Origin of the sequence: Gracilimonas sp. (genome assembly GCF_014762685.1) — a bacterium.
GTDB lineage: Bacteria > Bacteroidota > Rhodothermia > Balneolales > Balneolaceae > Gracilimonas.
Map to the genome: position 1 here is coordinate 603267 of NZ_JABURM010000005.1, position 13569 is coordinate 616835.

Annotated in this window: 12 protein-coding genes; 5 read left to right on the forward strand and 7 right to left on the reverse strand. The window is 40.6% G+C overall.

The features are described 5' to 3' along the window. Positions 1-81 precede the first annotated feature (81 nt). A complete protein-coding gene (locus HUJ22_RS02730) occupies positions 82-936 on the reverse strand; it encodes a DUF4382 domain-containing protein (RefSeq protein ID WP_290873390.1) in 855 nt (284 codons plus the stop codon). A gap of 197 nt (positions 937-1133) precedes the next feature. Between HUJ22_RS02730 and HUJ22_RS02735 the strand changes: the two genes are divergently transcribed. Next, positions 1134-1451, forward strand: a complete 318-nt coding sequence (locus HUJ22_RS02735; RefSeq protein ID WP_290873393.1) for a hypothetical protein — start codon at positions 1134-1136, stop codon at positions 1449-1451. An 11-nt stretch (positions 1452-1462) separates the two neighbouring features. Here the strand turns inward: HUJ22_RS02735 and HUJ22_RS02740 are convergent, their stop codons facing one another. Then, a complete protein-coding gene (locus HUJ22_RS02740; RefSeq protein ID WP_290873396.1) occupies positions 1463-3583 on the reverse strand; it encodes a tetratricopeptide repeat protein in 2121 nt (706 codons plus the stop codon). Between the two features lie 538 nt (positions 3584-4121). Here HUJ22_RS02740 and HUJ22_RS02745 point away from each other — a divergent pair. Beyond that, positions 4122-4601 (forward strand): hypothetical protein, encoded by a 480-nt coding sequence (locus HUJ22_RS02745; RefSeq protein ID WP_290873400.1) that lies wholly within the window; start codon positions 4122-4124, stop codon positions 4599-4601. 45 nt (positions 4602-4646) lie between these two features. On the opposite strand, the gene HUJ22_RS02750 is transcribed toward HUJ22_RS02745, so the two are convergent. From HUJ22_RS02750 to HUJ22_RS02770, 5 genes are read right to left on the reverse strand one after another with little or no spacing between them, the layout of a single operon-like run. Beyond that, positions 4647-6029: a hypothetical protein gene (locus HUJ22_RS02750; RefSeq protein WP_290873404.1), complete on the reverse strand. Its 1383-nt coding sequence runs from the start codon at positions 6027-6029 to the stop codon at positions 4647-4649. 57 nt (positions 6030-6086) lie between these two features. Further along, positions 6087-7445, reverse strand: coding sequence for a tRNA (N6-isopentenyl adenosine(37)-C2)-methylthiotransferase MiaB (gene miaB, locus HUJ22_RS02755; protein WP_290873407.1), 1359 nt, complete (start codon positions 7443-7445; stop codon positions 6087-6089). A 36-nt stretch (positions 7446-7481) separates the two neighbouring features. Then, entirely contained in the window at positions 7482-8138 is a 657-nt protein-coding gene (gene pyrE, locus HUJ22_RS02760) for an orotate phosphoribosyltransferase (protein ID WP_290873410.1), read from the reverse strand. 44 nt (positions 8139-8182) lie between these two features. Beyond that, entirely contained in the window at positions 8183-8668 is a 486-nt protein-coding gene (locus HUJ22_RS02765) for a phosphatidylglycerophosphatase A (RefSeq protein ID WP_290873413.1), read from the reverse strand. After that, a complete protein-coding gene (locus tag HUJ22_RS02770; RefSeq protein WP_290873416.1) occupies positions 8665-9258 on the reverse strand; it encodes a CDP-alcohol phosphatidyltransferase family protein in 594 nt (197 codons plus the stop codon). The genes HUJ22_RS02765 and HUJ22_RS02770 overlap by 4 nt, the downstream gene beginning before the upstream one ends. 170 nt (positions 9259-9428) lie before the next feature. On the opposite strand from HUJ22_RS02770, the gene HUJ22_RS02775 reads away from it, so the two are divergent. The 3 genes from HUJ22_RS02775 to HUJ22_RS02785 are packed head-to-tail and all read left to right on the forward strand — an operon-like array spanning position 9429 to position 13568. After that, complete coding sequence (locus HUJ22_RS02775) at positions 9429-10715, forward strand: competence/damage-inducible protein A (RefSeq protein ID WP_290873418.1); 1287 nt, start codon at positions 9429-9431, stop codon at positions 10713-10715. Next, positions 10712-12682 (forward strand): hypothetical protein, encoded by a 1971-nt coding sequence (locus HUJ22_RS02780; protein ID WP_290873422.1) that lies wholly within the window; start codon positions 10712-10714, stop codon positions 12680-12682. Before HUJ22_RS02775 ends, HUJ22_RS02780 begins: the two co-directional genes overlap by 4 nt. Before the next feature lies 1 nt (position 12683). Further along, positions 12684-13568 (forward strand): permease-like cell division protein FtsX, encoded by an 885-nt coding sequence (locus HUJ22_RS02785; RefSeq protein ID WP_290873425.1) that lies wholly within the window; start codon positions 12684-12686, stop codon positions 13566-13568. Position 13569: the final 1 nt, after the last annotated feature.

Consider the following 13569-nt stretch of genomic DNA (forward strand, 5'->3'; position numbering starts at 1 on the left):
AGTCAGAAATAGCTTTTTGTTATATAAAAAAAGGCCTGCATTTTATTAATGCAGGCCTTTTAAATTTTAAGCAGTTAAGCTTTAGTTCTCTGAAAGTGTTATGGTTCCGATATCGTTGGTTTCCCCAATAGTCACCTCTACGCCTGTAGTGTCTGTTGACTGATAGTTTTCATTGGTTGGATTCATTAAAACAGTATAGGTTCCTTCCTCCAGCCCAATCAATTTAAAAGAACCATCGGTGGTATCAGCTTTGGTGGAAGAAAGGGTATCACTATCTGCAATGGCGTAAATAAAGGCTTGTGCATCTGCAGGTTCCACAATTCCGGCAATATTTCCTGTTACGGCTTCATTAGAAGCACTAATAACCGGCTTCAACAGGTATTCGACACCTGATTGTGCGTTTTCAGATTGTGCCTTCCCTCTTTTAACAACTGATCGGGCAGCATCAAAATCAAGCAAAAGTGTGTAGGTGATATCCGGTTCAATCTCCGCATTTACATTTAATTTGATTCCGGTTTGTTCACCACTGGGTATAAACATGTCGTGTGATGTGCCATCAATAACCACATTGTGTCCCTCGCTACTCAATATAAGCCGAATTTGTTCGTAAGTACCCGCTTCCAGCTGCGCTGACACAAGAACTTTAGTTGCTCCATTTGTTAGTTTTAACAGGTCATAGGACTGTTGGGGGCTGCCGATTTCGATCCAGCCGTCGGTGGAATCGCTGTTATTTACTTCAACGCTTTCAATAAATACGTTGACTTCTTCGTAGTTAATCGGTGCGTCGTGAAGCAGTATTTCAAGCGTTCCGGTTCCGACTTCAACTTCAATTTCGGTATCACTGTCTGTAACCGAGGTGTTGTCACAGCCTGTAAACCCCAAAGTAAAGGCAGTGATCAATGCAATTGTTACTGAGAATATTTTATTCTTTAACATAACGATAGCTTTTATTGACTTTAGCTGAATTTATTAAAGGATAAGTACTATTAATATTAGGATGTTCCAATCATTTAATTTAAGGATTGTGTAGGCAGAACACTGAAGCTCGCACGATCCTAGCATAAACATGTGGTTTCAGATACGTGCGAAGAAGTGTTTTTTGAAGCTAACCTTTTATGTAAGGAGGAGATTTCATGAAAAAACAAAACAGCAAATATTATAAGATCATTGCAGCAGCAGTGCTTGCCGTAACATTATCAGGGTGTAGTCAGGGAATATTACTCATTCAGGGCGAACATGGGCGTGTAGAAGTTCAGAAAACTCAGGATAGGCATCAACGCGGTAAATCATTCCAAAAAATACCGCCCGGCCATTTACCGCCTTCCGGACAGTGCCGTATTTGGCTTCCTAATACTCCTCCGGGACAACAGCCTCCTCCGGGTAATTGCCATGAGCTTTCCCGTAGAGTCCCACCCGGAGCATGGTTAATTGAAGGGGGAGGACCTGGGTAAACGTTGGGAAATCAGTTCATATATTGCTCAATAGTTTGTAGCAATTGTTGAACTTGTGGGTTTCCGGGATGTAACTCTTCCAGCTTTGCAGCATGCTCCATTGCTCTTTCGTATTGCTCCTGCTGCATGTAAAGGGTCACGATTCCATAACGGTAATCACTATTCTCAGGCTCCAGGTTAATAGCTTGCTGATATTTGGATTCTGCTTCATCGGGTCGATTTAATGTTTGCAGTGCTATAGCCCAGTTATAAAATATGCGACTATACTCCGGCAAAAGGCGGGCTGCCTGTTCAAAATACTGGACGGCCTTAGAGAGCTGGTTTTGTTCGGCCAGTAATAAACCAAGAGAATAATGAGCCTGCCCAAATTTCGGCTCCTGTTCTATAACGGTTCTTAAAAGCTGCTCAGTCCTGGCATTATTTCCCCGGCTGTTATAAAGATAGGCCAGGTTCATTCGAGCCGGGTTAAATCCGGGATCTTTTTCCAGAGCTTTCTGATAGGCTTCTATTGCTTTTTCAATTTCCTCTTGCTGCTCATAGAATTGGCCTCGGTTCATCTGTCCCTGGGGGAAGTACTGTGTGACATCCAGGTAGGTTTTATATTCTCTGATAGCACGGTTTAGAAGATCCCTTTGAGGTGGTTGAAAATCATTTTCTGTAAGCCCCGCCAACTCTCTGGCAGCCGGTAGCCGGACTGCCCTGATGCTGTCTCTCAGGGCTTTTTGCTGAAGAGTTCGACCCACGTCATCTGGCAGATTATGAATTGCTTTAGCTGCGGCAGCACGTATTAACGGCTGCTTCGACTCCAGTGCCTGTATAAGCATTACATTACTTTGGGGGCCCGGGAATTGGCCGACATACCAAACCAACGTAGCCCGAATGATCTCCGGCTGAGAGGGATCGTTAATCCACTGCTGTAACTCGTTGGGTGTTGCTGCTCCGGATCCAGCTTTTGCGAGTATTTTTGGGGCATTATTCTCGTAGCCGGAGCCATACCAATTTTCGATTGCTCGGGCTGTCCAGTTTGTAGGCTGATCGCTATGACAGTTATTACACGCGTTTGGAGTGTTAAGTTCTTCACTTAAATCCGGTCTCGGAATTCGGAAACTGTGGTCGCGGCGGTAATCGTTTCCCATATAGGTTTGTCCTGTCATATGGCAGCTTACACATTGAGATGCCTCGGTATTTTCTTCGTGAAAATGGTGTTGGCGCGAATTATATGAAGGTTCATGGCAATTCATACAAAGCTTATTATCTGTTATAGATTCCTTAAGCTGAAGGGTGTGAGGGTCATGGCAATCTGTACATTGAACCTGGTTAGTGTACATCTTGCTTTGTAAAAAAGACCCATATACATATACTTCATCCCGGATCTGCCCGTCGGCAAAATAATTTTCAGGATGGGGGAGAGCAGGATCGAAATGATCCAAAAAATTATTTCCATGCACATAATCATCTGTCAGTTTCTCTCGTCTCGAATGACACGGAGCACAAGTGTTAATTTCTTCAAGCTGTGATGTGTTTTGAGCCAGACTTAAATCTTTTCGTATTCTTTCGGGAGTAGCATCATCCGCTTCATTGCTGTTCATGAATTCCACGTGCTCACTACCGGGGCCATGACAGGCTTCACAACTTACATTGATAACATCCCATGTAGTATTGAATGAATCTGCCTCCGCGATATAATTTTGTTTTAGATTTGTCGAGTGGCAATCTGCACACATGGTATTCCAATTCATTGATTGCCCGGTCCAATGCAACCATTCTCCCGGTTCTATTAGTTCGTCAGGATATAAGGAGAACCAACGGTTTTGCTCGGTATCCCAAGCAGCGTGCAGTGCCTGATATTTTCCTTTCCCAAAATCCACAAGGTATTGCTGAAGAGGTTCCCATCCAAAGGTATAGACGACTTCATAAATTTCAGGCTCACCCTCAGGCCCCGGAGCTTCAACCATATATTTTTCACCCTCCCGGAAAAACCGGTAAGTATCATCACCGTCCCGGAATGAGACATCCTCAAAATCTCCACGAACCATTTCCTCGTTTGCTTCACCAATCGCATAATCATGATGAGAGCCTTGCCATGCTTTCCACTCATTTTCATGGCACGACCGGCAGGTTTGATCTCCCATAAATTCATGATCTTGGGGTATCAGAATTGAATCGGAAGTTTCCGTTTTCTCCTCCCCGGATTCACTGCAACTGTAAACAATGCACATCGAGAGAAATACAAATAAAATACATAGCAGTTTAATCGAGGCGGATGAAAAATTAAATTTTTTCAAAGCAGAATATTATAAATTGGAGTTAGTACTTGGCTAAATAGGCAAAAGTTTTTGGAGTGTAGGTTCTTTATTCATTTTGTAGTTGTTGAAAAAATAAATTGATTACCCTTCAATTATGTACTTTAATAAGTTGTTATTGATTTCTCTATTCTACAAAAAATATCAAACAGGGGGCATTTTTCTTTTTCAACTTAATTTAATCCTGAAAAACTGGTCGATTCTTTAATTATGGCTACAAAGTTCTCCTCGCTATTTTTCTGAAAGCCCTTCCGTTAATTTAATAGCTGAATCAAGCAAAACAATAACTCGGAAATTTGAAATTCGAAATAATAAACCCGGCATTCCAATTATTAGTGCTACAGCCTCAAAAGATGACGCTGGGGTAATGCACTTTACAGTAAGTAACACCCATGCTACAGATGCTCAAGAAGTAAGTATTGATAACCGTGGCGAGGTTGCAAGAGGTATCGTATTAGGCTCAGCCCAATTGCTGACGGCCGAAAGTGTAGACTCCATCAATACCTTTGAACTTCCCGACCTTATTTTTAGTCATGATCATATGGTAGAAGCGGCTCTCAAAAGGCTGTGTTTTAAAGCCTCACATCAACCGGTAGGTTTTGAATTGCTTCCCGATAAATTTACTCTGCCCGAATTACAGAAATTGTATGAGGGCATCTATGATACCAGGCTGGATAAAAGAAACTTCAGGCGTAGAATTCTTTCAATGGACGTACTTGTAAAAACAGATGAAAAACAGAAAAAATACTCTAAGAAAGGAGCTTACCTGTACGAATTTGATAAAGAAAAATATTCCGAAAAAGTGACTAAAGGAGATATTCTGGGATTTAAACCGCTTAGAACTTAACACTCAAAACACGTTACATTTTTAGGCAATATCCGGGTTGAATTTTTATAAAGAAATAGCCAGATCAAATATTTCTACAAAGTCTGTATACAAGAGAATAAAAACGAATAGAAAAAAGGTAGCAATAGCATGAAATCCAACGGTAAGTAGAAGGTAGAGTGCCCGGCCCGATTCCATCTCACGGGATGCATCAAAAGCAGCAAGATTATAAGCACCAAACCAAATTGTTATATACAGAATAGAAAGGATAATAATAAGGGAGCTTCCGATTCCGGCCGTGAATAATGTTACCATCAGAGTTAAAATAAGGTAGTCAAGGTAAAAAGCACCGGCATAGAGGTTAATTGTCTGGCTAAAATGATTAAGTGTTTTAGCCGGAAAGTGCAACCATAAGAGAGATAGAAATTGAGCTGCGAGAACCACAATTAAGCCTATAAAAAAGAAAGAGAAATAGTTTACCCCTGTAATTGCGAGCAACGGGAGATGATTAAAGAATGCCTCAACTCCAATTTCACTGAGAAAAACCTGGGCAATAATGTATAAAACGAGCCCTCCAAAAAAGGCATGCTTTATCATCATAAATATGCCGGCTGTAGCATAACGCTCCCGGTAATGAAGGATGTCATCTACAAAAAACCTGTGTGCTAAAAAATACCTGAGTATCATCGGTCGTACATAGGGCAGATATTTAATCTGTACAGCTAATGCAATCCAAAGTGCCAATAATATGAGCACAATCCAATTTGAGTCGGAAGTAGTGTCAGCAGTATTTGGTAAGGGAAGTTCCCATTCGTTAATATCGCGGTACTTAATTAAGCTGGTGGTAAATTCAGGATATTGCTCAACAGCTTCTAAAAACCAGTTAGAGCGAAAGAATAGCAGTTTATTAGACTCTTCAGCGATCAAATAACTAAAAGTACTGTCCAACTCCTTTAAATCCGTTGGCTCATAGGATTTATTATTGAAAAAAAGCGCAAAAGACTGTTCTGGACTAACAAAATTAAACCATGCATTTTGATGAAAGTAATAGAATGATTTGTTGGAAAATGAAGAAAGGGAATCAATAACGGGGCTGAAAACTTCTCTAAACTCTGCATGGCTTGTATGGCTGTGAGACAAAAGCCCTATACCTCCTATATTAAGTGCGGCTCGATATTCTTCAGCAAGTTCAAGAAAATTATCCCTGAGAGTTGCTTTGTTGTCCTGGATGTCAGAAATAGTCAAGAATTGGTTCTCAGAGCGCACCAATATTATAAACTCAGATTGAGTTACAACAGGATATAGTGAAGGTTCTATAGGATGAGTTATTTCCAGGTGGGTGACACCAAGATCAGAAAAGAGATCCAGCTGATTGGTCGCAGTTGCTGTATCAGCAGGGGGGGACCAAATTATTCCCAATGAGGGCTGGGCTATACTTTTAGGACTCATACCTGCAACAAACAGAATAATGCAGATACCAAAAAGATATGTTGCCTTGTATTTCACTTAGGCTACAACTTCAGCTCCGTAATATTCGGAAAGGGTTGTTTTTCTAATAGGTTTGGCGATGAGAGTGGCTGAGGTTGTCTCAGTTACTTCCACTTCCACATAATCTCCGGGTTTATAATCTTCGCGATCAAAAACTACCATTTTGTTAGTATCGGTTCTTCCGCTCATCTGTTCCTCGGATTTCTTACTGGTGCTTTCTACAAGTACTAAATGCCGGTTTCCAACCTCTTCTTTATTTCGCCTTTCTTGGATTTCTCTTTGCTGCGTAATGATTTCAGTCAGCCGTCGCTTTTTAACTTCTTCAGGAACATTATCTTCATATTTACGAGCTGCTAAAGTTCGGTCTCTTTCCGAATAAGCGAACATATAAGCCAGATCATATTCCACTTCTGCCATCAAAGAAAGTGTTTGCTGATGTTCTTCTTCAGTCTCATCACAAAACCCGGCAATTATGTCGGTTGAAAGTGAAACCCCGGGAATGATGGACTTCATGTTCTGGATAAGCTCCAAATACCCTTCTCTTGTATAAGGCCGGCGCATACGTTCAAGCATACTGTTGCTTCCGGCTTGTGCGGGAATATGAATATAATTGCAAAGGTTTGGCCGCTCTGCAATTAAATGCAGTAAATCGTCTGGAAAATCTTTCGGGTGAGGAGAGGAAAAGCGAAATCGCATTTCAGGATCTACTTTACTGGCTTCATCCATAAGTTTGGTAAATGTAGTTTCACCGTCTAAGTATGAGTTTACATTTTGGCCAAGTAAAGTAACTTCCTTGTAACCCTCATCACTTAATTGTTTAATTTCCCGTAAAATGGATTCCATAGGGCGGCTGCGTTCCCGGCCTCTTGTAAACGGGACCACACAAAAAGCACACATATTATCACATCCGCGCATGATGGATACAAAAGCATTAACACCGTTTCCGGTAGTTCGTACAGGGGCAATATCGGCATACGTTTCTTCAAGAGATAACAATACGTTTACGGCTTTCCGCCCATCATCCACTTCTTTTAACAAGCGGGGAATATCACGATATGCATCAGGTCCTACAACAATATCCACCAGGTGCTCTTGTTCAATAATACGATCTTTGATGCGCTCAGCCATACAGCCAAGTACACCAACAGTAAGCTCCCCATTTTCTTTTTTGATTGATCGTAGTTCTTTAAGCCGGTTCCAAACTTTGGTTTCAGCATTTTCCCGGATCGAACAGGTATTGACCAGTACTACATCGGCACTTTCTGCATCGTGAACAGGTTTCATCCCCTCTTCCAATAAGATGGAATTCACGATTTCAGAATCTGCGAAATTCATTTGGCAACCATAAGTCTCGATATAAAACGTTTTATTTGTCACTGCACTTAATTTTTTTAATGAATTCGAATATACAAATTATTGATCGTCAGGGCTATCGGGCCATACTTCGGGATGATCCCTCCAACTGGATAGCAAATCTAAATCCTCACCATCAATAATGCCTTTTTCAACGGCTACATTAACAAGGGTTTTGTAATCAGTAAGCGTATAAACAGGAACTCCTATATCTTTAAATCGTTTGGCGGCTTTGTCAAAATCGTAAGTAAAAATAGAAATTACTGCTTCAACTTTAGCTCCAACAAATTTCAGAGCTTCTACAACAGAAATAGCAGAGCCACCGGTGGAAATTAAATCTTCGATAACAACTGTTGACTCTCCTTTTTTAACTCCGCCTTCAATTTGATTCCCCATCCCGTGTGCTTTTGCTTTAGCTCGTACATAAGCCATGGGTTTGTTCAGATTAGCTGCAACCCAAGCCGCATGAGGAATCCCGGCCGTAGCTGTGCCTGTAACTACGTCTATGTCTGAAAAATTTTCCTTGATGATAGAAGTAAATTCGTTTTCAATTTTATTCCTGATTTCAGGATAACGTAACGTAAGTCGGTTATCACAGTATATAGGAGAATTCCAGCCTGACGTCCACGTAAATGGATTGTTGGGCCGTAAAATTACGGCGTTAATTTCGAGCAAATGAGCAGCCAGCTCACGAGCAAATGAGGTATTAAGTATCATAGTATTTTAAATTCTGTTATTGGTCCGCTGCGATGAGTGAGAGGTTATGTCATCCCAAATAAATTCGGCCACGTAAAAATAAGGGTTTTTAAGCAGATAAGCGCATACAATCCTGCTAATAAATCATCGGCTAAAATTCCAAACCAGCCCTCTAAATTTTGCAATTTGTTGATTCCCAAAGGCTTTAGAATATCAAAGATTCTAAAGAAGATAAACCCGGTTAACAAAATTATAATATCAGTTTGAAGGTTTCCTGTAAAGGAAATAACGATAAAAGTCATGCTTTGACCGGCCCACTCATCAATAACCATTAACTCGGGGTCGTTTCCAAATTCTTGTTCAAAATAGGGAGTGACCCAGAATGAAATCAGTGAAGTGAGAATCAAAAAAAGTAGCAACCATGGGTAAACTTGTGCATAGATAATTCCAAAAATAATAAAAACAGCAACTGTACTTCCGGCTGTCCCGGGGGCTTTTGGAATCAAACCTGAATAGAATCCGGTTCCTAAAAAGTGCTTGAGTGCATTCACGAAGGTTGACCTTGAATTTTGAAAATTTCTCGGTTCACCCATAAATATTCAATTCCCGAATAAACAGTCAACGCAGTAACAAACATCATGACATAGTATAAAATCCCTGAGTTAAAAAATTGAGCTGCTACGTCTGCAAACTCAATATCCGCTTGTTTGAACACACCAATCAAAAGAACAGCATATAAGAAAATCATTTGTACCATAGTTTTTGCTTTAGCTGTTAGGCGGGTTTTCATAGTAAACTTTTTCCTGCCGGCGTAAAGTCTCAGAGCAGTTACTATTATATCACGAGCTACAATGGCGATAATAGCCCACCATGGAAATTGCGTAACATCTAAAAAAGGAAGGCACAAAAAACCCGCAAAAGTAAGAAACTTATCGGCAAGGGGATCCAGGAAAACCCCAAAATCGCTTTCTAACTGATAGTAGCGAGCGATTTTCCCGTCAAAGTAATCAGTAACAGCAGCTGTGGCAAAAACGGCTATACTGAGCGAACGCCAAATTAAAGCATCTTGGATATACATAAATAAAAAGATGGGGGCTAATACCATCCTGAAGGCGCTAAGTATGTTAGGCAGGTTTTTCATTCTATATCTTATGCAAAATTTGAATCCTCAAACTTACTAAGGAATTTAATTCATAACACAGGGATTTTTTTGAACTGAGGGAATCGTTCGTGGTAAGTGGAAATCTAATATCTAACATCTATCTTATTTAGCTGTGGAATTTGGGTAGGGTAATACGGAATTTACGCCCCATGAAAGCACAAATAATCTCAATTGGCAACGAACTACTTATTGGTGATACGGTAAACACAAATGCTTCCTGGCTGGGAAGGTTTTTAACCGGGTTGGGATTTACAGTCTCACAGGTTTATACCATCAGTGATGAACTAAACCAAATAAAAAGAATACTGAAACGCGCACTTGAAGAATCAGATGTAGTAATTTGTACGGGAGGATTAGGGCCTACACATGATGACATAACCAAAAAAGCAGTAGCTGAACTCTTTGGTGTTGGGCAAAAACTTGATGAACAGACGCTGGCTTACATTAAATCTTTGTTCAAGGAAAGAAACATTCCTTTATCGAAATCCAATTACAGTCAGGCTGAAGTTCCGGAAAATGCAGAAGTGCTTTTCAATAAAGCAGGAACGGCTCCGGGAATGTGGTTTAAAGAAAATGGATACTTAGCGGTACTGCCCGGCGTTCCTTACGAGATGAAGTACTTGATGAAGAAAAGAGTTGCGGGTAAACTTCGAGAGGCATTTGGAGAAATTGGTTACCTGCACTCACATTATATAAAAACAGCCGGTGTTGGAGAAAGTACTCTCAGTGATGAGATATTGGGAGATTTATCGGAATATTTTACAAATGGAGTAAGTATGGCCTATTTACCTTCTCCGGGTGGGGTGACTTTGCGCCTGAACGCAAGTGGCAAGACAGAAGAAGAGGCCAGGCAGCGTCTGAAGAAACTGACGTCTGTTATTCATCAAAAAGCAGGAGATTATATTTATGGAGAAGGTAAAGATTATTCTATAAGTGAGGCTGTCGGACAATTGTTGATAGAAAGAAATTGGAAAATTTCTGTAGCAGAAAGTTGTACAGGAGGACTCATTGCTAATACTTTTACAGATGTTGCCGGAAGCAGTGATTACTTTGATGGAGGTATTATTTCATATTCAAATCATGTGAAGGTAAATCAACTGGGTGTGTCTGAAAGTGATTTGGAGAGTGTTGGAGCTGTGAGTAAAGAGGTTGCCTTGCAAATGGCGAAGGGGGTGGCAGAAAAATTAGAAACGGACATTGGAATTTCTACTACAGGTATAGCAGGACCGGGCGGAGGCACAAAGGAAAAACCGGTGGGAACCATTTGGATGGGATGGTATCAAAAAGGAGGAGAACATTTTGCAATTAAAACTATGTTTACTAAAGATCGACTCATTAATAAAGAACGAACCAAAATGGTTTTATTGGAAACAACGCGGCGAATGTTAAAGGGAATTGATACCATGCCTTATGATTTAAAAAAGCAGTTGCCTTGAAAAAAATTAGCGTTCTACATATCGTATTACTTTTACTGTCAAGTACAGCTTTTGCACAAGTTATTGATACCACCAAAGTAGGTTCATCCGGAATAGGAGTTGAGGGACGTGGTGCCCCCGGGATGGGATTACAGGATACTACTACTCAACAACGCGAAGGGCCGGAGCCGGGGCAAGTGACTCCATGGGTTGAGGATAATCCTTTGGATTCAGATGTTATTACCAATGATAGCTTAATGCGCTGGCAGTTATGGCCTAACTGGGGTGATTACCAGGCTTATCGGCGCGATGTGATTTCATTTCGGCAAGGTACAATCGGAAGGATTGATGCTTTTCATATCAATGGTTATGAACCGCATGAGCAACAACTTGAAATGGAGGGTCTTTCACTGAATCATCCCATAACGGGTTTGCCGAATTATAATCTGGTACCGCATCGAAAAATAGATGAAGTTACGGAAAGCTTTGAGGGAACCTATCATTCCGATATTCGAATTCGAGATTACTATATCGTTAAACCCAGAAGCTATTTGAATTATGATGAAGCGGGTGGGGGATTTCGAAATTTAGAATTTCTTGTTTCGCAAAATTTCACTGAATTCACAAATCTGGAGGTTTCGTATTGGGACAGAAGAGGGGGTGGTTATTACCCAAGCAGTGAAGTAAAGGGTAATCAGATTCTAGGGAGGATATACCACCATTTAAATGAAAGGTTTTTACTTCGGGGATTTTATCTTCGAAATCAGCTAAATAAAGATGAGTCGTTTGGTTACAATATTGGTAATCCTGCAGCATTCCCATTTGATGAGTTTACAACCATTCCTATGCGTTCAAATGCTAATTCTGAATTTAACCGGTGGGATTTTATTGCGGGAATATACCACCGTAACGACTCATCTTCGATGGAAAATGCAGGGCTTGAATTCTCCATCACCAAAAATAAGCATGATTTGTTTTCCAGTACAGATACACTATCTCAAGATATCCGAACCTTAAGTGCTAATCTTTTTAAGTCCTTAAATTGGCATAATTTTGAAATTCGGGGTGAGTTTGAGGCCAAACAGCATAAGGTGCAGGAGATTAGTCCGATTTCAGAAAATGATTGGATGAACTTAAACGCAGATGCTTTATTGGGGTATCAATTATCTGATTACTTACGAGTTTACAGTAATGGAACTTTCAGCAATAGAAGTGATGGGAAAACCGGTATGGAAGCTACCGGTGGATTTAAAATGAATTTATTTGATCGATTGAGCTTCGGAGGAAGTATTTCAACATTTACACGAATGCCTTCTATGCAGGCTTTGTATTGGCAATCCCCGAGTTACCGGGGAAATGAGGGGTTGGAAAATGAATCTGGAATTTCAGCTGCAGGAAATGTTGATTTTCAACTTAGTCCCATTCTTAAATTTGGAGTAAAAGGACGATTAAAGCGATCTGAGAATGCAGTTTTTCTCACTCAAGACAGTACATTCACGAATAGCCAGAGTTTTCAGCAACTTTCGGGAACAGCATTTGCTCGTTTTGAAAACAATTTATTTGAAATTGAAAGCTCGGGAACGGTTCAGAAATTCATTTATAATGACGTAAGCTCTCCTGAAGCTCACCTGAATAATCAAGACCAGATTGTATGGCTGCGAAATTCAGCTTTTGTAAAAGGATATGTTTTTGATCGGGCTGCCTATCTGAAATTAGGCGTAAAAACCTTATTATCACCCTTCTATTATGGGGCCCGTTCATATAATACGGAATTGGGTTATTGGCAGGGTAATAGCACCTATCAGAAAATACCACCATTCTTTAGGTTGGATGGGGAACTTTCGGCCCGGGTTCGTGGAATAATGGTTGTAATAAGGTGGGAAAATGCGCTTGACGGGTATGGACAGGCAGGCTACTTTGAGGCGGCAGGTTTCCCAATGCCACCGCGACGTTTATTAGTAGGAATAAGAGCACAATTCAGAAATTGATATGAGTATAAAATATATTGTAAGAGAAGGTTTTACAGGAATTAAGCGAACTAAACTTGCTGCTACCACGTCTATCTTCTCTTTGTTTATTGCTGTGCTGTTATTAGGTGTACTAACCCGAATCGGCTTTAATGTATATAGTCAGGCAATGTCAATTAAAGACCTTATAGAAGTAGAGGTATTTTTACTTGATGTGGATGAGCGTACCACCGATCAAATTCGACAGCAGCTGGAAGATGAAGAGTTGGTTCAGGAGATAACATACATTTCTAAAGACAGTGCCTCTGCAGTAATGCGAAGGGAATTTGGTGCCGGTGTTGAAGAGCTTGCAGAGCTTAATTTTCTTCCCGCATCTTTTCGTTTGAATGTCGATACCGACGCAGGTGCAGAGGAAATTGAGAGTATGGTTTCCCGATTGAGCGACATACGCGGGGTTGATGAAGTGGAGTATAATGCAGTATTACTCAGGATGATGGAATCAAACCTGAATACCTTTTCACTGATCGTGGGCGGAATTGGAATTTTGATTTTACTGGCGGCACTTATCCTGGTTTATAATACTATCCGGCTTACCATTTATGCCAAGAGAGATTTGATTAGAGCTATGAAATTGGTGGGTGCTACGAATAAATTTATTCGCAGTCCTTTTATAGTTGAGGGAATTTTACAGGGATTAATTGCCGGTACCTTAGCCTTACTCAGTGTATTTGTGATATTTGAATTTGCCGTTCCTTTCTATCTTTCTGATTTAGGAACGTTGAGCTGGCCTTTTGGAAGATGGTATTATTTGGCCGGAGCTATGTTAATACTATCTGTTTCGATGGGATGGTGGGGAAGTCGATGGGCTGCCCGCCGATTTATTGAAGAGACTTATATCTCAGACTAAG